Raw genomic sequence first — 20,301 nt, 5'->3', positions numbered from 1 at the left:
TACACCACGGCTTGAACACGGCTTCAGCTCCCGAGAGGTCCGCTCAAGCGGTATTCCGGCCCGGCCTGTCATCGTTCGACCACCGCCAGCGGCGGTCGATTTCTAGGAGAGGAACGGCATGCGGAAGAAGACGCTGACTCGTCGGGGATTCCTCGGTCTGAGTGCGGCTGCCGGAGGCGCGGCGGTTGTCGGTGCCGCGGCGCCCGTCCGGGCGGGAGAACGCCCCGGACAGCCGACGTGGCCGACCACCCTGCGCCTGCCCGACGGACTCCATCCGGCCGGCCTGGCGATCGGCGGGCGGCCCTTCGCCTACTTCGGTTCGCTGCTCACAGCCGCGATCTACCGGGCCGATCTCGTCACGGGCGAGGGGGAGTTCCTCTTCGACGGGCTCGGCTCGGGCCACAACGCGATCGGCCTCGCCCTGGACCCCCTGGGCCGGCTGTTCATCGGCGGCGGCTGGGGCCGGACCATCACCGTCATGGACGGCATGACCGGGGCGGTACTCAAGGTCTACGAGGGGCTGGGCACCGCCACCACCTGTGTGAACCTCGCCACCGTCACCCGCGACGCCGCGTGGTTCACCGACGGGATGACCGGCGTCCTGTTCGGCGTGCCGTTCGGTCCGGGCGGCACGCTGCCGGAGCGGAACGAGGTCGTCACACTGCCGCTGACGGGTGAGTGGCAGCAGAGCCAGACCCAGTGGCAGCTCACCGGGACCGGCATCGCGCCGTCCCCGTGCGGCCGGACCCTGCTGGTCGTCAACCAGTACGTGGACGGCGGCACCCTGTTCCGGGTCGACCCGCGGACCGGTGACGCCCGCCGGTCGCGGGTCGACGGTGCGCACTTCGGGACCACGAACGGGATCGCCGTGAGCGGCCGTACGCTGTACGCACCGTCCCAGAGCGACCTCGCGGTGGTCTCGCTCGCCGCGGACGGCACCAGAGGCGCCCTTGTCCGCCGCATCACCGACGGGCGCTTCGACACGCCGAGCGCCGTCGCGCCGTACCGCGACCGGCTGTACCTGACCAACTCGCGGTTCCCCCTGCCGCCGACGCCGACCACGGAATACAACGCAGTGGCCATACCGCGGCCCGCGTAGCCGTCAGGAGCCCGGCCACGGCCGGGCTCCTCCCCGTCTGTGCCGAACACCGTCCCAAGAGGGGAATCGCATGGCCGACGACGACATCCGCCTGATCGAACTCGCACCGGGGTTCTCCTGCTACGCCGCCGAGGAGGCCACCGCGCGCTTCGGCTACCGGGAGATCTTCGAGGACGACGACAGCTACTGCCTCGACCACCTCCCGGACCCGCCCGTCGTGGTCGACGTCGGCGCGGGTATCGGGCTGTTCACCCTTTTCGTCAAGCGCCGGTGGCCGCGTGCCCGGGTGATCGCCTTCGAGCCGGTGCCGGGCAACGTCCGGCTGCTGCGCCGCAACCTGGCGCTGCACGGCGTGGCGGAGGACGTCGTGGTCCACCGGGCCTGCCTGGGCGCGCGGCCGGCCGCCGCCGCGGACTTCACACACGTGCCGCGACTCGCGGGGAACTCCACCCTCCACCCCGCCCAACTGGCCGCCGCCCGGCGCCTGATGGCACGGCACGCGGGCGACGGCAAGGCGGCGGAACTGTTCGCGACCGAGCCCATGGCCGTCGAGGTGGAGACGTTCTCGCAGGCCCTCGGCCGGAGCGCGGCCGACGGACGCATCGACCTGGTGAAGATCGACGCCGAGGGCGCGGAACTGGATGTCCTCCACGGCATCGCCGAGGAGGACTGGCCCAGGATCGGCGCCCTGCTGATCGAGACGGACGGCAAGCGGGAGGCCGTGGAACGGATCCTGGGGGAGCGCGGGCTGAGCGTCCGCAGCGTACGCGCTCCTCACATGTGGCCGGAACTCGGCATCTACAACGTCACCGCACGGCGCTGACCCCGGTGCTGGGCCGTCAGCGCCTCCAGCCTGCGCACCACCTCGTCCGGGGCCGGCATGGACCTCATCTGCGCGTGCAGCTGGTCCACGCCGGCCTGGAACGAGGGCTCCGAGATCAGCCGTTGCACCTGCTCGCGCAGCAGCTCGACGGTGAGCTCCTTCGGCTCCAGCATGAGTCCCGCGCCGCTCTCGGCGACGTACCGCGCGGTCCGCGCCTCGCCCCACATCGGCAGGGGGGTGACCAGCTGCGGCACCCGGTGCGTCACGGCCGCGGCGAAGGTGCCGCCCCCGCCGTGGTGGATCAGCACCGAGCAGCTGGGCAACAGGTAGTTCAGCGGCACGTACTCCACCAGCCGGACGTTCTCCGGAACCTCCCGCACGGTGGCCAGCTGCTCGGCGTGCAGGGTGGTGACCAGCTCGATGTCCAGCTCGGACAGGGCGGCGACCACGTCGGCGAAGGAGATCCCCGCCTCGCGGAACAACTGCCGGCCCCGGCCTCCCATGCCGAGCGACAGGCACACCCGGGGCCGCTCGGGCCGCTCGTGCACCCAGGCGGGGGGCGTCCGGTTGCCGTTGTAGGGGACCCGCCGGATCGGCTCGTACGACAGGTCGACCGGCAGCCGGAGCGGCGCGGGTACCGGGTCGACGGACCATTGGCCGAGCAGCAGCTCCTCGCGATGCTCGAGTCCGTACGGCTCCAGCATCGGCCGCATCAGCGCGGTCACCGGATCCTCCTGCGGACCGGCGCCCAGCCGCGCCAGCCGCTCCCTCGAGCGCGCGTGCAGCCAGCCGATGTTGTCCTGCCCCCACAGGAAGCGCCCCTGTGCGGCCCCGGTCACCGTCGCGGCGACGGCCGCCGGCACGCAGAACGGGTCCCAGAGCACCAGATCCGGCTGCCAGGACCGGCAGAAGTCCACCAGATCGTCGAGCATGGGCGCGAACCCGGCCAGCATCCTGGTCATGCCGGCCCACTTGCGGGCCCAGCCGTCCTCGTGCGCCGCGTCCACCGACAGGAAGTCGGTGAGCGTGTCGAGTTTCTCGAAGTTGTCGTTCCACTCCATGACCTCGGTCAGCGCCGCGCCGACCGGTACCGGGGCGAGACCGGCCTCGGTCACCAGATGCGCCGCGCCGGGATGGATCGCGACGCGCACCTCGTGCCCGGCGTTCTGCAACGCCCAGGCCAACGGAACGAGCGGATGCACATGCGCCGTCGCGGGGAAGGCACAGAACAGAACACGCATCGAATTTTTTTCCTCTCGCCCGGCATACTTCGGCGGAAATAACATGCCCAGGCGTTCTGGAATGCCGCTGGAAAAGAACTTGAGAGCAGACGATGTCGGATCATTTCGCTACCCGGCATTGCCGGTTCTCTGGCAGCATCGGTATGCCGTCTCCCACCATCAATTAGGCCAACAGCCAAGGAATGCGTCATGCATGTTCGCGAACTCGCCGTGCCAGGAGCCTACGAACTCACGCCCCAGCTCTTCCCGGACCGGCGTGGGGTGTTCGTCTCGCCGATGCAGGGGCCGCTGTTCCGGTCCCGTATCGGCCATGAATTCCACGTGGCACAGACCAACCTCAGCCGTTCGTCCCGCGGTGTGCTGCGCGGCATCCACTTCACCACCGCACCGCCCGGGCAGGCCAAGTACGTCTACTGCGCCCATGGGCGGGTGCTCGACTTCGTCGTGGACATTCGCGTCGGCTCGCCCACGTTCGGGAAATGGGACTGCGTCGAACTGGACGCCGAGTCGTTCCGCGCCGTCTACGTGCCGGTCGGGGTCGGCCACACGTTTCTGGCGCTCGAGGACGACACGATGATGCACTACCTGATGTCGACCAGCTATGTGCCGGAGCTGGAGCAGGCGATCGACCCGTTCGACCCCACGCTCGCCCTGCCCTGGCCTGCGGAGACGGAGTTCATCGTCTCCGACCGGGACCACGCCGCGATGAGCCTGGACGAGGCGCTGGAGCGGGGACTGCTCCCGAAGTACGAGGAGTGCGTGGCTGGGCAGGTGGGTGCGTGAGCGCCGCGCTCCCGCCCAGGCGTGTGGCCGTGCTGGGCGGAACCGGCTCGGTGGGCAGGCAGGTCTGCGCCGCCTTCGCCGGGCAGGGCCACGAGGTGACCGCGGTCGCCCGCCGGCCGGCCTCGTACCCGGTGCCGTACCGGTTCGTGCCGCTCGACCTGGTGACGGCCGGAGGTGCCGGACTGGCCGCGGTTCTCTCCCGCGAGCGCATCGACACCGTGGTCAACGCCTTCACCGGCTGGGGGCCGGACGAGGCGGAGATGCGGCTGCTCAACGTCCGGCCCGTCGAGCACGTCGTCGACGCACTGCGCCGCCTGCCGGGCCGGCCGCGCCTGGTGCATGTCGGCACGCTGCACGAGTACGGCCCGGTACCCGAGGGGAGTTCGCTGCACGAGGGACTGACGCCCGCGCCGGAAAGCCTCTACGCGCGCGTGAAGCTCGCCGCCTCCGCGACAGTGCTCGACGCGGCGGGCCCGAACGGCGTCGACGGGGTGGTCGTCCGGCTCGCCAACACCCTCGGGCCGTACCCGGCGTCCGAGACCTTCCTGGGCTCGCTGGCCCGCCGGCTGCGCGATCCCGGCCGGTCCGGCGTGATCGAGCTCTCCATCTCCGACGCGCGACGGGACTACGTCGACGTCCGGGACGCCGCGGAGGCGATCGTCCGGGCGGCGGTGCTGCCCGCGGTGCCCCGGGTACTGAACATCGGCAGCGGAACCGCCGTCTCCGTCCGGAGCCTGGTGGGTGAGCTGCTGCGGGCCGGCGGCCTGCCCGCCGATACCGTCAAGGAGACCGGCGACGCGGTGAACAGCCACGGGGGCGACTGGACCAGGGCCGACATCTCCCTGGCCGGGTCGGCGCTGGGCTGGCGGCCGCGGTTCACCGTGGCCGAGTCCATGGTGGCGATGTGGGACAGCCTGGTCGGGTGACGAGCCAGACCGCAGGGGGCCCTCACCGAGCGAGGACCCCCTGCGGTCGACAGGTCAGGCGCAGCAGGTCAGCGGGCCTCCGTGGTACTCCATCATCTCGCCGAAGATGATGCCCATCTCCTTGAGCAGCACGTCGAAGTCCAGCTCCGCCGCCGGCGTCCGCTGCTCCGCGTAGGCGCGGTGCAGGTTGGCCACCAGCCGCTCCGACTCACCCAGTTCGGCGAACCGGCCGAGGTCGGCCTCGCGCGCCACATCCAGCGGCGGAAGCCCCGCGGCGATCCCGTCCGCGGCCAATTGCCGCACCCAGCGCAGATACTCCTCGGCGACATCGAGGACCTCGGGTCCGGCTACCGGTCCGTGCCCCGTCACCACGGTCGTGGCGCCGAGGTCGCGGAGCTGCTGGATCACCTTCAGCGAACCGGAGACCGAGCCGAGCGGCACGAACGGAGTGAACCCGGACATGACGATGTCGCCGGTGAACAGCACCTTCCGCTCGGGGATCCAGACAACGGTGTCATGGGCGGTGTGCGCCGGCCCGAGGTGCAGCAGCTCGGCGGTCACCTCGCCGACGTGCAGGGTCAACCGGTCCCGGTAGGTGACCACGGGCAGCCTCACCTCGACCCCGCCCCAGGCCACGTCCGGCCAGAGCTCGGTCAGGTGCAGCCCGGCCCGTGCCATCTCCTCACGGGCGTTGGCATGGGCGATCACGGTGGCCTCGGGGAACAGGAAGTTGCCGAAGGTGTGGTCACCGTGCGAGTGGGTGTTGACCAGGGCGGACGGCGCCGGCCGGCCGTCGGTCAGCACCTGTCGGCGCAGGCGCCGGGCACGCGCCTCGGTCGCCGCGGTGTCGATCAGTGCGGTGGATCCGCCGGATGCGATGAGCCCGGCGTTGCTGACACACCAACCGCCCTCCGGCTGGAGATACGCGAAGACATCGGCGGCCACCTCCTGAAGAAACGGCTCACTGGCTGCTGGGGACACGAAAGAGCCTCCTTGACGTGACGGATGGGACGAGGGACGTCCCGGACGCGCGGCCGGGCGGTTCAGGCCAGGTCGTACGCGGCGAGCGGCAGGTCCGGGACGTTCGACAGCACCGCCTGGTGCAGCCGTTGCAGCCGGTTGGAGGGCTCGACGCCGAGTTCGCCGATCAGGGTCTGGCGAAGGCTGCGGAAGACCTGCAGCGCCCGCCACGGCGCCCCGGAACGCTGCAGGGCGATCATCAGCATGGCGCAGAAGTTCTCGTGCATCGGGGACTGGGCGACGAGCATGCGCAACTCGGGGATGAGCATGGCGTGCCTGCCCAGCTGCAGGTCGGCGAGGATGCGCAGTTCCTGGGCCCGCATCCGGGACTCCTCCATGCCCATGGCCTCCATCTCCAGGACCTGGCCGGCCGGCACGTCCATCAGGGCCGGCCCGCTCCACAGCTGAAGGGCCCGTCCCAGTCGGCGCGAGGCGGTCTCCGCGTCCCCGGCCGCCAGCAGGGAGTCACCCTCGACGGTGAGCCGCTCGAACTCGCGCAGGTCGAACGCGCGCGGCCGGATGGCCAGCTGGTAGCCGTTGAAGTGCGTGACCAGCAGGTCCTTCGCATTCAGCGGGGAGTCGTCCGGGAGGGTCCTGGCGATGAGCTTGCGGAGTTGAAGGATGTACGTCTGGAGCGTTGTGGTCCCGCTCCGGGGCACCTTGTCGCCCCAGATCTCCTCCATGAGCGTCGACACGGGCACCACCCGCCCGCAGCGCAGGGCCAGGAGGGTCAGCACCTGCTTGGGCTTGCCCGCGGTCGGGACCACGGAGTGGCCGCCCATCCGGACTCTGACCGGGCCCAGTACGTTGATCTCCATCGTCTGCTCATCCGGCGCCTCCACCTGCTGCGCCGACACCACGTCCTGAATAATTTCCATTCCCCCTAGGACGGCCGCTGTGAATTAGCACACAGCGGACAGATTTCCATGGTTATTCCGACGGACCCGCACTCACCCCGCTCTTACTTCGGACTTGTCTACGGACAGGCTCGGCGACGCATCGAACATCACCCGTCGTTCAGCCTGCGAGGGGCATCTTGAGGCTCGCTTGAATCGCCTCGTAGCGCCCTCGAACGCGGCCAGCTCAAGCGGTGTTCTAGCTCGCTGCGAAGAGCCGCGTGCACCATCGGCGCTCAAGCCGAGTCCAGGAGGCCGAAATGCCCGAACTCACTCTGTCCGAATCAGGGATCGCACTGGCCGCGCACCACATCGCGGCGCTCGCTGCGCGGCATGCCGAACAGGCCGAGGAGGAGCGTCAGTTGAGCCCTGATGTGATGCATGCCATCAGGATGGCCGGATTCGGACGCCACTTCGTGGCGGAGGAGTACGGCGGGGCGGCCGGGACTTTCACAGAAGTCAGCACCGCGGTTTCCGTTGTCGCGGCGAAATGTCCGGCGACGGCGTGGTGCGCGTCACTGGCAGCGAGCATGGCGCGCATGGCCGGCTACCTGCCGCAGGAGGGTCGCAAGCGGGTGTGGCAGGACGGGCCGGACGTCCTGATCGTCGGCGGCGTCTCCCCCGTCGGCCGGGCCCATGCGGAGCAGGACGGCTGGCTGTTGTCCGGGACGTGGCCGTACATCAGTGCCGTCGAGCACTCCGACTGGGCGCTGGTGTGCGGGGTGGCGAAGTCGGGCTCGCGGTACGAGCCGCGTCTGTTCGCCCTCCCGCGCGCCGACTACCGGACGAAGCGGACCTGGTCGGATGTCGGGATGCGGGCCACCGGCAGTGACACGCTCATCGCCGAGGACGTCTTCGTGCCCGCCGAGCTGAGCTTCCCGCTCAGCAGCCTCCTGGAGGGCGCCGCCGACACCTCCGCGCCCCGCTGCCACCAGGTTCCCCTGACAGCGGTGAACGGGCTCTTCTTCGCCCTGCCCGTCCTCGGCGCCGCCGAGGGCGCGCTCGACCTGTGGTCGTCGTACGCGGCGCAGAAGATCCGCTCCTGGTCCCCCAAGCAGCCCGGACCTGCCCGCGGCTTCTACGAGGAGACCCTGGCCCGCAGCTCCGGCACCATCGACGCGGCCCGGTCCCTGCTCGAACGGGCCGCCCGGGTCGCCGACCGGGGAGCGGAGGCCACACCCCTGGAACGGGCCCGCAACCAGCGCGACTGCGCCCTCGCGGCAGATCTTCTGGTGACCACGGTCAACCAGCTCTTCCGTGCTTCCGGCACCTCGGGCCACAGCGTGCAGCACCCCCTGCAACGGCTGTGGCGCGACGCCAACTCCGCGGCCGGCCACGTGGTGCTGCAACCGGGACCGGCCGCCGCCGCCTACACGGCGAGCGCCTTGGGGCTCGAGGACTGACGGCCCCTCGTACCACGCGAGCGGCGCCGCCCGGGACGGCGCCGCCGACGGGAGCGGTTACCGCATCGTCTCCGCACACCGGTAGACCGCCTCGATGAGCCGGCGGGGCCGGTCGTCCAGCGTGCCCATCACCGGGGAGCCCGCGTTCTGCATGTAGCCGAAGGCCAGGTCGTGCTCGGGGTCGGCGAAGAGGTACGAGCCGTTGGCGGCGCTGAGGCCGAAGGCGGTGGCCAGACCGGCATCGGCCGGGAAGACCGGATGGTCGGGAAGCTGCACGCCCAGCCCCCAGTTGCACGGCGTCTGTGTCACCAGGCAGTGGCCTTTGGAGTGCATCCGCGTCATCTCCCCGACGAGGGCCGGGCTCAGCAGGCGGATCCCGTCCACCTCGCTGATCAGCGCGGCCATGAAGCGGGCGAGGGACCGCGCGCTGGCCCGCCCGCCGTAGGAGGGGTCCTCCCACGCCGTGTCGATCGCCGCCACGTCCAGGGCCAGGCTGCCCATCATCGCCCGGTGGGTCAGCGTGCTCGGGTCGAGGAAGGCGGCCAGGTCCTGGTCGTCACCCGCGAAGAGTGCCTCGGCCTTGGACTGGAACATCGTCGCCAGGTGCACGGCTGCGGGGTCGGGCACACCGATGTGGCATTCCAGCCCGAGCGGGCCGGCGATCTCCTGGGCGAAGTACCGGCCCACGGTGAGCCCCGTACAGCGCCGCATCAGCTCGCTGACCAGGTAGCCGAAGGTGATTCCGTGGTAGCCGTGTGCGGTGTCCGGCTCCCACTCCGGCCGGGCCTCGGCGAGTGCCTCGGCGACCGGCAGGTGGGTGCGCATGGCCTCGTTGGTGATCGGGGCATGGTCCAGGCACACCACTCCCGAGCGGTGGCTGAGCACCATGCGCAGGGTGATGCCCTCCTTGCCGTGCGCGGCGAACTCCGGCCAGTGGTCGGCGAGCGGCGCGTCGAGGTCGAGCAGTCCCTGATCCACCAGCCGCAGCGCCGACACCGCGACCAGCGCCTTGGTCGGCGAGGCGAGCAGCCCCAGGGTGTCGGGGCGCCACGGATCCACCCGGTCCTCGTCCGCGAAGCCGCCCCAGATGTCGACCACCGGCTCACCGCGGTGATACACGCACACCCCGGCGCCGACCTCAGCGCCCGCGGCGAAGTTCTCCTCGAATGCCTCGGCAACCCCGGCGAAGGCGTCCGCCGCCCAGCCACCTCGCGGAGACTCACTCATCGTGTCCTACCTCCGTATCCACGCCTGATGGCCTACGACAGTCGCTCTCCGCGCTCGTGGTTCGCTCGACTCTCGGCAACGCGGCGCTCGCGCGGGGCCGCTTCCGCCGTCCTTCGAGCGGGCGTCGAGGTCCCGCCGCGATGGTTGCCTGGTCCCGCGAGTCCCCCACCACCGGAGTGCCCCAGGTGCTGAAAGTCGGAGTCTTGGGCTGTGCCGCGTTCGCGCGGCGCCGCATGCTGCCCGCCATGAAGGCCCACCCCCTCGTCCGTGTCGCCGCGGTCGCCAGCCGGGACGCCGCCAAGGCGGCCGAGACGGCCCGTCAGTTCGACTGCCGCCCCATCGTGGGGTACGAGGCACTGCTGGCGGACGACACCGTGCAGGCCGTGTACGTCCCGCTGCCCGCGGCGCTCCACGCCCCGTGGGTCGAGGCGGCGCTGGCCGCGGGCAAACACGTGCTCGCCGAGAAGCCGCTCACCACGGACCAGGCCCGCACCCGCGAGCTCTTCGCCCAGGCCCGCGCCCGTGACCTGGTGCTGATGGAGAACGTCATCTTCGTCCACCACGGCCGGCACGCGGTGGTCCGCCGGCTGATGGCGGAGGGCGCGATCGGGGAACTGCGCGCACTGCACGCGACCTTCACCATTCCGCGGCTGCCCGACGACGACATCCGGTACCGTCCGGAACTCGGCGGCGGCAGCCTCTTCGACGTCGGCGTCTACCCGGTACGCGCGGCCGTGCACCTGCTGCGGGAGGAGCTGGAGGTCCGGGGCGCCGTTCTCGAGCAGCGCCCCGGCCGCCGGGTCGACACGGCTGGTGCGGCGCTGCTGCGGACGCCCGGCGGGGTCACGGCCCACCTGACCTTCGGCATGGAGCACGCCTACCGGTCCCGGTACGAACTGACGGGCAGCACCGGCCGCATCCTCGTCGACCGCGCCTTCACACCGCCCGCGGACCATGTGCCGCAGATCGTGATCGAGTCCCCGTCGGGCACCCGCACATGCTCCCTGGCGCCGGAGGACCAGGTCGCGGGCGCCGTCTCCGCCTTTGTCTCGGCGGTGCGCTCCGGCAGCACGGATCCGGCCGAGTGCCTGGCCCAGGCGGACCTGCTGGCGGAGATCCGCCGGGCGGCCGGCCGCGACGGGTGACGGGGTTCAGGCCCCGGCCAGGTCCTCCACCGCGGCGAGCACCTCGGCCGGTGCGGGCAGTGCGGCGATGTCCGCGGCCAACTCGGCGGACCGCTCGGCGTACGACGGCTTCGACAGCAACTCCTCGCAGGCCGCCGCGATGGCGTCGGGGGTGTCCTGCCCGGGAAGCAACGTGATGGCCGCGCCGAAATCGGAGAGCCGGCGCGAATGCGGCACGAGCTTCGGCATGTTGGGCACCACGAGCTGCGGTGTCCCCGCCTGCATCGCGGTGAGCGCCGTCTGACCGCCCCCCGCGTGCACCAGCGCGGAGCACGTCCGCAGCACGGTGGCCAGGGGAAGCCAGCCCGCCCGCACATCGGGGCACGCCGCGGTCAGGACCGCCGCGACCTCGTCCGGTGCGGCGACGACCAGCTCCGCGTCGAGCCTGCCGACCTCGGCGACCAGCCCTTGCAGATGGTCGAGATCCTGTTCGCGGCTGACCCGGCTGCCCGCCGTGACACAGATCCGCGGCCGGTCGGCGGCGGTGTACATCCAGGGCTCCAGCCGCCGCTGCCGTCCGGTGGGAACGAAGCGCATCGTCGCGCCGACCGCCGCGTCCGGTGCGAGCATGCGCGGAGGGCAGATGTGGATCCACAACCGCGGCTCGGGCAGCCGCGCCAGGCCGGCCCGGGACAGCTCCGGCGCGAGTTCCTCCTCGGCCCCGTGGTCCATCTCGGCCGGCTCGCCCATGTCCCAGGCGTGCCGGACGTACGGTACGCCCAGTTCCGCGGCGAGCAGTCCGGCGGCGAAGGAGAGCGTGCCGCCGATGACGACGTCCGGGTGCCAGGCCCTGCTCAGCTCCCGCAGCGCCGTCAGGCTGCCTGCCGCCAGCCGCCCGAAGCCGCGGCCGCCGAAGTGCAGTCGGGTCGCGGTGTCCGTCGGCAGATCGAGCGGGACTCCGTCGCGGGTCGCGAACATGAAGTCACGCATGCTCCTCGGGGTGGCCGCCACCCCGGGCAGTCCCGCGCCCACGACGACCGGCATCATGTCCTCGGTGGCCGCCATGAAGACCTCGTGGCCGGCGTTGCGCGCGGCCGTCGCGAGCGGCGCGAGCGCCGAGACCGTGGCCGGGCTCCCCGCCGCCACGAACAGCATCCTCACCGTACGTGCCATGACCGAGTGGCTCCTCTCATCCGTGTCCGAACCAGCCCGGCAAAGCCTCCGCGAGGGCACTGGAACAGCGGTATATCAGTGATCGAGCATGCCCGGATCTGTGCTGGTGGACAGGCCCACGAGCGCATGCCTATGATCAAAATGACCTGCACTAGCTGCACAACGCAACTGACCATCGACATTGCGTGAAGAAGTTTTGAAGAGTTCAACGGGGGAAGTGAGCGCCATCAGGCAGAATTCAGCCATCCTCGCGCCCGACTCAAATCGTCCCATCGAAACGCTGGAGATCGGCCTGCTCGGGCCGCTGGCAGTCACCGTCAACGGCATGTCCGTCGTCCCCACCGCGAAAAAGCCCAGGCAGCTGCTGGCTCTGCTCGCTCTTCGCTGTGGCCGGGTGGTCCCGGTACCGACCTTGATCGACGAGGTCTGGGGAAATGACATCCCGCGCAGCAGCGCCTGCACACTCCAGACCTACATCCTGCAACTTCGCCGACTGATCACCAGGTCACTGGGCGCGGATTCCGGCTGGGATGCCAAGGAATTAATCGTCACCCACTTCAACGGGTATCAATTACTGACCGATCCGAGACATTCGGACCTTCGCGACTTCGAACGGTTTTCGGCCGAAGGCGACGCGGCGCTCGCAGCGGGGGATTCCGCCGGCGCGTCCCTCCTTCTCCGGCGGGCGCTGGATCTGTGGCGCGGCCCGGCCCTGGTGGACGTACCGATCGGCCGGGTGCTCCACGCGGAGATCATCGGCCTGGAGGAACGCCGGATGCGGGTGCACGAGAAACGCATCGCCGCCGACCTTCTCCAGGGCAAGTACTCCACGCTCGTGCCGGAGCTGCAGATGCTGGTCACGCAGAACCCGTTCCACGAGAACTTCTGCGCCATGCTCATGTTCGCCCTGCACCGTTCGGGAGCCGCCTGGCGGGCCCTGACCGTCTTCCGGGACTTCCGTGTCGGCCTGGCCGCCGAGCTGGGCGTCGAGCCCTCACCCCGGCTGCAGCAGCTGCACCGGGAAGTGCTGGAGAACACCACGGTGCCGTCGTTGCGCGCCTTCGACCTCCTGCCCGGTGCCGGGGACGTCTCCACGGGCGCGGTGACCCACGGCTGACCACCGCAGCGGCCGAGGCCGACGGGCACCTCCTGGCGTCGGGGGTGCCCGTCGGCCTCGGCCGTGGTGGGTGGGGGACGTCAGCCCGCGCCGGCGACTTCGCTGTTGGCCCGGTCGAGCAGCGCCCGCGGGGTGTGCGAGTCGAAGAGCTCGTCGTCGGGGATGACGATGCCGAACTCCCGCTGCAGCACGGCCGCCGTCTCCATCACGGCCAGCGAGTCGCAGCCCAGTTCCTCGAAGGTCCGGTCGAGGATGTCCGCGTCCGGTCCGTCCTCCTCCTCGATGCCCAGGCCCCTGGCGATGATGCGGCGGAGGTCGTCGATCGTGATGGCCTTGCTCATCGGTGATTCCTCATTCCCGAGTCGTGGTTGTGACAGGTCGCTCAGTCGCCCAGGGCACTGACGACGATCGCCGCGTTGTAACCCCACTTGCCGCGGGCCAGCACCAGGGCGTGCCGCACGGTCTGGTAGCGCGGCCCGCCGCGGACCAGGTCGATCCGGTAGTCGGCGGGGACCTCGGCGACGTTGGCGGTCGCGGGGATCACGCCGTCCCGGACGGACAGCACAGCGGCGACCACGTCCAGGGGACCGCCGCCGGAGTAGAGCCGGCCGGTCAGCGCCTTGGGGGCGGTCACCGGAACGCCGGAGGGCCCGAAGACCGCCGCGATCGCCTCGGCCTCCTGCCGGTCCAGCTCGCCCACGCCGGCCGCGTCGGCGAAGACCACGTCCACCTCACCCGGCGTCAGTCCCGCGTCCGCGAGCGCCAGTTCGATGGCCCGGTGCAGCGACGGCGGGCGCCCGGAACCAGGGGCCGGGTCGAAGGTCGAGGCGTACCCGCTGATCGCGCCGTACACCTGGCCGGCGCCCCGGCGGCGAGCGGCCGCCAGGTCCTCGAGGATGAGGATGGCCCCGCCCTCGCCCGGGATGTAGCCGTCGGCGTGCGCGTCGAACGGCTGATAGGCGGTGGCGCTCACCCGGCCGCCGGAGAGCTGGCAGGCCCAGCCCCACGGGTCCAGGGCGGAGTCCACGCCGCCGGTGACCACGAGGCCCGCGCCCTGACGGATGGTGCGGCGGGCGTGGCCGATCGCGTCCAGTCCGCCCGCCTGCTCGGCGACCAGCGCCTTGTTGGGCCCGCGCATGCCGTGCCGGATGGAGATCTGACCGGTGTTGACCGCATAGAACCAGGCGAACGACTCGTAGACGCTCACGTGCTCCGGCCCCTTGGACCACAGGTTCCTGAGCTCCCGGTGGGTGAACTCGAACCCGCCCAAGGCGTTGGAGGTCACCACGGACATGTCGTAGTCGACGTGCTCCGACGGCTTCACCGCGGCGTCGGCGAGCGCCCAGTCGGCGGCGGCCAGCGCGAACCGGGTGGAGATGTCCGTCTGCGACAGCAGGCGCGCGGAGATGTGCTCGGCGGAGTCGAAATCCAGCACCTGGCCGGCCCGCCCGGCGGCGTACGGCGCCGGGTCGAACCGGGTGATCTCCGCGATTCCGTCGCGGCCGTCCAGCGTGGCCTTCCAGAACTCCTCGGTGCCCAGCCCGTTGGGGGCCACCACACCGAGTCCCGTCACCACAGCGGTTGTCATCGCGTTCCTCCAGCCCGGTTCAGCACCACTGCGCTTTGGAATCCGCCGAAGCCGCTGCCCACGCTGAGCACGGCGTCCACGCGCTGCTCACGCGCGGTGACCGGCACGTAGTCGAGGTCGCATTCGGGATCGGCCTCGTGCAGGTTGGCGGTCGGGGGTACGACGTTGTTCTCGATCGCCAGCAGACTGGCGGCGATCTCGATGGAGCCGATGGCGCCGAGCGAGTGACCGACCATCGACTTGATCGAGCTGACCGGCGTGGCGTAGGCGTGCCGTCCGAGGCTGCGCTTCAGGGCTGCCGTCTCGTGCCAGTCGTTCTGCTTGGTGCCCGAGCCATGGGCGTTGATGTAGTGGAGGTCCTCGGGGTTCTTCCCCGCTTCGGCCAGTGCGGCGCCGATCGCCTCGGCCATCTCACGGCCGTCCTTCTTCAGGCCCGTCATGTGGTACGCGTTGCTGCGGGTGGCATAGCCGCTCACCTCTGCGTAGATGTGCGCGCCCCGCTCCCGGGCGTGGTCCAGCCTCTCCAGCACGAACATGGCCGAGCCCTCGGCCAGGACGAACCCGTTGCGGGACGCGTCGAACGGACGCGACGCGTGCCCGGGGTCGTCGTTGTAGGTGGTCGTGGCCTTGATGGCGTCGAAACAGGCGACGACGATCGGGGTGACCGGGGTGTCGGCGGCTCCGGCCAGCATGATGTCCGCCGCACCCTCGCGGATCAGCTGGACGGCGTTGCCGACCGCGTCGAGCCCCGAGGTGCAGCCGTTGGAGACCATCGTCACAGGGCCCTCGGCCCCGATTCGCCAGGCCAGCTCGGCGGGCATCGCCCCCGGTGTGAGGTAGTCGAACATGTGCGGAGACAGGTACTCGGGGCTCACCGTCCAGTGCCGGCCGGCGTCCGACAGGATCTGGTACTCGACATCCAGGCTGGTGGAGGCGGCCACCGCGCTGCCCAGACTGACACCCACGCGATGCGGGTCCAGACGGTCCACCTCCAGGCCGCTGTCCGCGATCGCGTCGTCGGCGCACACGGCGGCGAACTGCGTCGACCTGTCCATGCGCCGTATCTCCCTGGCGGTCAGCCCTTCGAAGACGGCGTCGAAGTCGCATTCCCCGGCGACCTGGGAGCGGTAGGGCGAGGGGTCGAAGAAGCTGATCCGGCGGGTGGCGGTGCGCCCCGAACTCAGCAGGTCCCAGAATTCCTTGGTTCCGGATGCCCCCGGTGCGCGCACTCCGATCCCGGTGATCACGACGCGACTGGACATATGACATTTCCTTCCTGGATGTTGGGAGGAATACTCGCGGCTGCCACTTGAGAACAGCTCGACTTCTGCTCCATGTACGGAAATCCCCACGTCTCACGCCGGACTTTCTTCGGGAGGCAGGGAACGAAAGGCTCGACCGCAGTAGACGAGCGGTTGGCCGGAAAACACTTCGGAGCGCCGCACCAGTCCCACCAGGATCACATGGTCACCGCCGTCCAACCGGTTGACCAGCTCGCACTCGAGACGTGCGAGTACCCCGCCCAAAAGGGGCACCTGGCCCAGCCCCGGCGTGGACGGCAGACCCGCGTACTTGTCCACCGCCTTGGAGGCGAATCGCGTCGCCAGCTGCGCCTGGTCGTCGCGGAGCAGATGCACGGCCATTGCCTCGGCAGCATGGAACACGGGATGGCAATCGGCACTGCGGTCGAGGCAGACCAGCACCAGGGGCGGGCTCGACGAGAGAGATGAAAAGGCCGTCGCGGTGAATCCACGCCTGGCCCCGTTCCGGTCCAGGGTGGTCACCACGGCGACGCCGCTCGGCCAGCGTGCCAGGCAGTCGCGCAGTGTTTCCGTACCGTTCCCCGCACGCTCGGTGATCGTCATCGAATTCTGGTTCACCTCCCGACGGAAAATACCTTGGCCAACAGCCTTTCAATCGAGTCTCACTGATTACTTGAATCCTGCTCGAATCGGGATTCCCGGGCGCTGTCAAGCCGCATTCGACGCCGCCTTGAGGCAGCCGTCGCAGGGTGCCCCCATGAGGGACACACGATGGCTGGTCACAGGTGCGGGCGGGATGCTGGGCCGAGACCTGTGCGCGGCGCTGGCCCGCGTCGGCGCACACGTCACCGCCGCGGCCCGGACCGACCTCGACATCACCGACCCGGACGCCGTGCGCACGGCGGTCCGCGGGCATGACGTGGTCGTCAACTGCGCGGCATGGACGGACGTGGACGGCGCGGAGGCGGCCGAGGAGAGGGCCACCGCCGTCAACGGCACCGGCGTCCGCCACCTCGCCGCCGCCTGCGCCGAGGCAGACTCCCGGCTGCTCCATGTCTCCACCGACTACGTCCTGCCCGGAGACGCCACCGAGCCGTACCGCGAGTCCGCTCCCACCGGTCCGGTCAACGCCTACGGGCGCTCCAAGCTGGCCGGCGAGCGGGCCGTCGCCGAGCTGCTGCCGGAGCGCGGCTACACCGTCCGCACCGCCTGGCTGTACGGCGAGCACGGGCCGAACTTCGTGTCCACCATGCTCCGGGGCGCCGCCCGGCGAGACACCCTCGACGTCGTCGACGACCAACACGGCCAGCCCACCTGGTCGTACGCCCTGGCACAGCAACTGATCAAGCTCGGACAGGCCGCCCTGTCCGGACGTGCCCCCGCCGGCATCTACCACGGCACCTCGAGCGGAGACACCACGTGGTTCGAGCTGGCCCGGGCGGTCTACAGGTTGAGCGGCCTCCACCCGGACCGCATCAGGCCGATCGGCTCCTCTTCCTTCCCCCGCCCTGCCCGGCGCCCCGCGTACAGCGTGCTCCGGCACGACCGCTGGGCTGCCGCAGGGCTGACCCCCCTTGGCGACTGGAACGCCATGCTGGCCGAAGCCCTCCGCCGCCCGGCCCTCGCCGACCTCGCACTGCAGAGCCGGAGCTAGCGGCGTTGTTGCCGCACCACGCGCGCGCCGATTGTCGACGCACCTCCGGCAGTCCCGCCGCGAGGGGACGTCGGGGCATGGTGCAGGATCGCCCCGTGACCAACACCAGCAGACGTACCGTCCTCGCTTCTGTCGCCGCTGTCGCCGCCGGGCTGCCCACTCTCAACGGGGTGGTGGGCAACGGCGCCGCGCCGGCCGTGGCGGCCGATCTGTACGGGTCCAACAGTGAGTTGTACACGCGTACCGCGGACCGGGAGGGCATCGACTGGATGCGCCGGTTCCGGATGGGTGCGCCGGTGCAGCTCACGGACAACGCCCGTAGTACGAGCAGTCCTGTCAGCAGCACGGCGGTGATCGCGCCGCACGGTGGCGGGATCGAGGCGGGGACGAGCGAGCTGTGCATGGCCATCGCCGGTTACGCGCCCTTCGAGGCCGACTCCGACCCGGCGAGCGCGGCGGTGCCGGGGGAACCGCAGCGGGACTACTGGATGTTCGAGGCCCTGGCCAAGTCCAGCGAGCAGCACGTCACATCGACCCACTGCGACGACCCGGCCGCCCTCGCCGTCTGCGCCGGCAATCTGTACGCCGTCGCCCTGCACGGCTTCAACGAGACGGTCGAGAAGAAGATCGTCATCGGCGGTCGGGACGCGCGGTTCAGGCGCAATCTGCTGGCGGCCTTCACGAAGTACGGTCTGACGTCCCCCGCGTCCAGCACCGACCGGGACGTGACCGTGGTCCTCGCGGGCGCCACCGACCCCATCAACGGCGACGACCCGGCCAACATCGTCAACCGCACACGCACCGGTGCCGGGGCCCAGCTGGAGCTGTCCACCGCGCTGCGCAGGGCGATGTTCGGTGACTTCTCCGGCGCGGCCAAGCGCAGGACGACGGCCGGAGTGCCGAGCGCCGGCAGCCCCTACGCCGACCACTTCTGGAACGGTTTCGTGAGCGCCGTCCGCGAGGCGATCAAGAACCACGAGCTCGGCCTCGACTCGCTCTAGCCGAACAGCCCCGGCGGTCAGCAGCAGCCGCGCGCCGCGGCCGGTTCCGGCGCGTCGGTCTCGGCGGGCGGGGTGGCGCAGCAGGTGCTGCCCCGCTGCTTGGCGAGGGTGTCGGCGTCGGCCTTGACGACGTAGACCTCCCAGGGTTCGCGGCCGGGGCCGTGGACCCAGACCTTGTCCTGGAGGGCGTAGCAACAGGTGGTGTCGTTCTCCTCGGTGGTGGCCAGGCCGGCTTCGCCGAGCCGGGTGGTGGCGGCGTGGACGGCCTCCGTGGACTCCACCTCGACGCCGAGGTGGTCCATGCGGGTGGGCTCGTCGGCCGTGCCCTCGATCAGGACGAGCTTGAGCGGGGGCTCGGCGATGGCGAAGTTGGCGTACCCGTCGCGGAGTTTGGCGGGCTCGGTGCCGAACAGCCTGCTGTAGAAGGCGATCGAGGCGTCGAGGTCGGGCACGCGGAGGGCGAGTTGCACTCGGGACATGGTGTGCCTCCTGTCGGTTCCTGGGAGTTGGGTCAGCAGCCGCCGGACGAGGTCCCGGGGGCGCCGCCGATCTGGAGTGTGGCCGGGGCGGCGCAGCAGCCGCTGCCCGGCTGCTCGGCCGGTTCGTCGTACAGGCCCGCGCCGCCGCACACTCCGGTCTCGGGCAGGGTCAGTTCCACGCGCTCGGCGGCCTCCTGGTCTCCGGCGAGGGCGGCCGCGACCGAGCGGACCTGCTCGTAGCCGGTCAGGGCGAGGAAGGTCGGGGCGCGGCCGTAGGACTTCATGCCGACGAGGTGGAAGTCCTGCTCGGGGTGGGAGAGCTCGTTCACGCCGTGCGGGTAGACCGTGCCGCAGGAGTGGACGTTCGGGTCGATCAGCGGGGCCAGCGCGGTCGGGGCCTGGAGACGCTCGTCGAGGCCGAGGCGGATCTCGGAGAGGAACGTCAGGTCGGGGCGCAGGCCGGTCAGGACGATGATCTCGTCGACCGGGTCGAGGCGGCGGCCGTCCTCGGCGACCAGCACCAGCCGGTCGTCACCGTCGCGCTCGACGGCCTCCGTGCGGAAGCCGGTGGCCGCGGACGCGTGGCCCTCCTCGACAGCCGCCTTCGCCCGCAGGCCGAGCGCGCCGCGCGCGGGCAACTGGTCGGCCTCGCCGCCGCCGTACGTCGAGCCGGTGATCCCCCGCCGCAGGATCCACACCGCGTGCGTGCCCGGCTCGTCCTCGGCCAGGTCGGCGAGGAGGGCGAGGGCGGTGAAGGCCGAGGCTCCGGAGCCGATGACGGCGGTGCGCCTGCCGGCGTAGCGGGCGCGTACGGCGGGGTCGGTCAGGTCGGGGACGCGGTAGGAGACGCGGTCGGCGGCCGCCTTCTCGCCGAGGGCGGGCAGGCCGTCGGCGCCCATCGGGCTGGGTACGGACCAGGTGCCGGAGGCGTCGATCACGGCGCGGGCGGTGATCCGCTCCTCGGTGCCGTCCGCACCGCGCAGGTGCACGGTGAACGGCTGCTCCTCGCGTCCCGTGTCGACGATACGGTCCCGGCCGGCGCGGGCGACTCCGGTCACCGTGGTGCCGTAGCGGACGCGCTCGCCCAGGGCGTCCGCGAGCGGCTGCACGTACCGCTCGACCCAGTCGCCGCCCGTCGGGTAGGTCTCGCCGTCGGGGCGGACCCAGCCGGTCGGGGCGAGCAGCTTCTCCGCGGCCGGGTCGACGACCTCGGACCAGCGGGAGAACAGCCGGACGTGCGACCACTCACGCACCGAGCTGCCCGCGCTCGGGCCGGTCTCCAGGACCAGGGGTTCCAGGCCGCGCTCGATCAGGTGAGCGGCTGCGGCCAGGCCGATCGGGCCGGCTCCGATGACGACGACGGGCAGCTGGTCGGTGCTGGACGCGCTCACGAGGGTTCCCCTTTGCTTCGACATCCGTCGATGGCTTGCGCGGCCAGCATGGCACCTGATTCGACGAGCGTCAACATAGACGCCCATCGAATTG

General features: G+C 71.0%; 20 protein-coding genes. 9 read left to right on the top strand and 11 right to left on the bottom strand.

From position 1 onward, the window contains the following. Window positions 1-118 precede the first annotated feature (118 nt). Together ACH5AC_RS08110 and ACH5AC_RS08105 are read left to right on the top strand one after the other, a co-directional pair. A complete protein-coding gene (locus tag ACH5AC_RS08110; protein ID WP_398860851.1) occupies window positions 119-1,099 on the top strand; it encodes a twin-arginine translocation signal domain-containing protein in 981 nt (326 codons plus the stop codon). 70 nt (window positions 1,100-1,169) lie between these two features. Next, on the top strand, window positions 1,170-1,922 hold the full coding sequence (locus tag ACH5AC_RS08105) for an FkbM family methyltransferase (protein WP_398860850.1): 753 nt from the start codon (window positions 1,170-1,172) through the stop codon (window positions 1,920-1,922). On the opposite strand, the gene ACH5AC_RS08100 is transcribed toward ACH5AC_RS08105, so the two are convergent. Then, window positions 1,898-3,163 (bottom strand): nucleotide disphospho-sugar-binding domain-containing protein, encoded by a 1,266-nt coding sequence (locus ACH5AC_RS08100; RefSeq protein ID WP_398860849.1) that lies wholly within the window; start codon window positions 3,161-3,163, stop codon window positions 1,898-1,900. The two genes, ACH5AC_RS08105 and ACH5AC_RS08100, sit on opposite strands and share 25 nt — an antisense overlap. Window positions 3,164-3,352: 189 nt before the next feature. Between ACH5AC_RS08100 and ACH5AC_RS08095 the strand changes: the two genes are divergently transcribed. After that, window positions 3,353-3,946 (top strand): dTDP-4-dehydrorhamnose 3,5-epimerase family protein, encoded by a 594-nt coding sequence (locus ACH5AC_RS08095; protein WP_398860848.1) that lies wholly within the window; start codon window positions 3,353-3,355, stop codon window positions 3,944-3,946. Then, window positions 3,943-4,872 (top strand): NAD-dependent epimerase/dehydratase family protein, encoded by a 930-nt coding sequence (locus ACH5AC_RS08090; RefSeq protein WP_398860847.1) that lies wholly within the window; start codon window positions 3,943-3,945, stop codon window positions 4,870-4,872. The genes ACH5AC_RS08095 and ACH5AC_RS08090 overlap by 4 nt, the downstream gene beginning before the upstream one ends. A gap of 54 nt (window positions 4,873-4,926) precedes the next feature. Here the strand turns inward: ACH5AC_RS08090 and ACH5AC_RS08085 are convergent, their stop codons facing one another. Further along, window positions 4,927-5,853, bottom strand: a complete 927-nt coding sequence (locus tag ACH5AC_RS08085) for an MBL fold metallo-hydrolase (RefSeq protein ID WP_398860846.1) — start codon at window positions 5,851-5,853, stop codon at window positions 4,927-4,929. A gap of 62 nt (window positions 5,854-5,915) precedes the next feature. Further along, window positions 5,916-6,770: a BTAD domain-containing putative transcriptional regulator gene (locus ACH5AC_RS08080; RefSeq protein ID WP_398860845.1), complete on the bottom strand. Its 855-nt coding sequence runs from the start codon at window positions 6,768-6,770 to the stop codon at window positions 5,916-5,918. Between the two features lie 278 nt (window positions 6,771-7,048). On the opposite strand from ACH5AC_RS08080, the gene ACH5AC_RS08075 reads away from it, so the two are divergent. After that, entirely contained in the window at window positions 7,049-8,191 is a 1,143-nt protein-coding gene (locus tag ACH5AC_RS08075; RefSeq protein ID WP_398860844.1) for an acyl-CoA dehydrogenase family protein, read from the top strand. 57 nt (window positions 8,192-8,248) lie between these two features. Here the strand turns inward: ACH5AC_RS08075 and ACH5AC_RS08070 are convergent, their stop codons facing one another. Beyond that, window positions 8,249-9,418, bottom strand: a complete 1,170-nt coding sequence (locus ACH5AC_RS08070; protein ID WP_398860843.1) for a serine hydrolase domain-containing protein — start codon at window positions 9,416-9,418, stop codon at window positions 8,249-8,251. A 140-nt stretch (window positions 9,419-9,558) separates the two neighbouring features. On the opposite strand from ACH5AC_RS08070, the gene ACH5AC_RS08065 reads away from it, so the two are divergent. Then, window positions 9,559-10,563: a Gfo/Idh/MocA family protein gene (locus ACH5AC_RS08065; protein WP_398860842.1), complete on the top strand. Its 1,005-nt coding sequence runs from the start codon at window positions 9,559-9,561 to the stop codon at window positions 10,561-10,563. 6 nt (window positions 10,564-10,569) lie between these two features. Here the strand turns inward: ACH5AC_RS08065 and ACH5AC_RS08060 are convergent, their stop codons facing one another. Continuing rightward, window positions 10,570-11,715 (bottom strand): glycosyltransferase, encoded by a 1,146-nt coding sequence (locus ACH5AC_RS08060; RefSeq protein WP_398860841.1) that lies wholly within the window; start codon window positions 11,713-11,715, stop codon window positions 10,570-10,572. A 217-nt stretch (window positions 11,716-11,932) separates the two neighbouring features. On the opposite strand from ACH5AC_RS08060, the gene ACH5AC_RS08055 reads away from it, so the two are divergent. Then, the gene (locus tag ACH5AC_RS08055) at window positions 11,933-12,832 is read left to right on the top strand and encodes a BTAD domain-containing putative transcriptional regulator (RefSeq protein WP_398860840.1); all 900 of its coding nucleotides are present in this window, start codon (window positions 11,933-11,935) and stop codon (window positions 12,830-12,832) included. An 80-nt stretch (window positions 12,833-12,912) separates the two neighbouring features. Here ACH5AC_RS08055 and ACH5AC_RS08050 read toward each other — a convergent pair whose 3' ends face one another. From ACH5AC_RS08050 to ACH5AC_RS08035, 4 genes are all read right to left on the bottom strand, one after another. Continuing rightward, a complete protein-coding gene (locus ACH5AC_RS08050) occupies window positions 12,913-13,173 on the bottom strand; it encodes an acyl carrier protein (protein WP_398860839.1) in 261 nt (86 codons plus the stop codon). Window positions 13,174-13,214: 41 nt separating this feature from the next. Beyond that, window positions 13,215-14,420: a ketosynthase chain-length factor gene (locus tag ACH5AC_RS08045; RefSeq protein WP_398860838.1), complete on the bottom strand. Its 1,206-nt coding sequence runs from the start codon at window positions 14,418-14,420 to the stop codon at window positions 13,215-13,217. Next, window positions 14,417-15,682 (bottom strand): beta-ketoacyl-[acyl-carrier-protein] synthase family protein, encoded by a 1,266-nt coding sequence (locus tag ACH5AC_RS08040; RefSeq protein WP_398860837.1) that lies wholly within the window; start codon window positions 15,680-15,682, stop codon window positions 14,417-14,419. The genes ACH5AC_RS08045 and ACH5AC_RS08040 overlap by 4 nt, the downstream gene beginning before the upstream one ends. Window positions 15,683-15,775: 93 nt before the next feature. Continuing rightward, window positions 15,776-16,285: a flavin reductase family protein gene (locus tag ACH5AC_RS08035; RefSeq protein ID WP_398860836.1), complete on the bottom strand. Its 510-nt coding sequence runs from the start codon at window positions 16,283-16,285 to the stop codon at window positions 15,776-15,778. Window positions 16,286-16,439: 154 nt separating this feature from the next. Between ACH5AC_RS08035 and rfbD the strand changes: the two genes are divergently transcribed. After that, window positions 16,440-17,336 (top strand): dTDP-4-dehydrorhamnose reductase, encoded by an 897-nt coding sequence (rfbD, locus tag ACH5AC_RS08030; protein WP_398860835.1) that lies wholly within the window; start codon window positions 16,440-16,442, stop codon window positions 17,334-17,336. Between the two features lie 95 nt (window positions 17,337-17,431). Beyond that, entirely contained in the window at window positions 17,432-18,337 is a 906-nt protein-coding gene (locus ACH5AC_RS08025; RefSeq protein WP_398860834.1) for a poly-gamma-glutamate hydrolase family protein, read from the top strand. 17 nt (window positions 18,338-18,354) lie between these two features. Here ACH5AC_RS08025 and ACH5AC_RS08020 read toward each other — a convergent pair whose 3' ends face one another. After that, window positions 18,355-18,816: an ArsI/CadI family heavy metal resistance metalloenzyme gene (locus ACH5AC_RS08020; RefSeq protein ID WP_398860833.1), complete on the bottom strand. Its 462-nt coding sequence runs from the start codon at window positions 18,814-18,816 to the stop codon at window positions 18,355-18,357. Window positions 18,817-18,848: 32 nt separating this feature from the next. Continuing rightward, entirely contained in the window at window positions 18,849-20,231 is a 1,383-nt protein-coding gene (locus ACH5AC_RS08015; protein WP_398860832.1) for an FAD-dependent oxidoreductase, read from the bottom strand. Window positions 20,232-20,301 lie beyond the last annotated feature (70 nt).

Origin of the sequence: Streptomyces sp. NPDC018693 (assembly GCF_044391385.1) — a bacterium.
GTDB lineage: Bacteria > Actinomycetota > Actinomycetes > Streptomycetales > Streptomycetaceae > Streptomyces.
The sequence above is the reverse complement of the archived record's forward strand: the minus strand, read 5'-3'. Positions and strand labels throughout refer to the sequence as shown.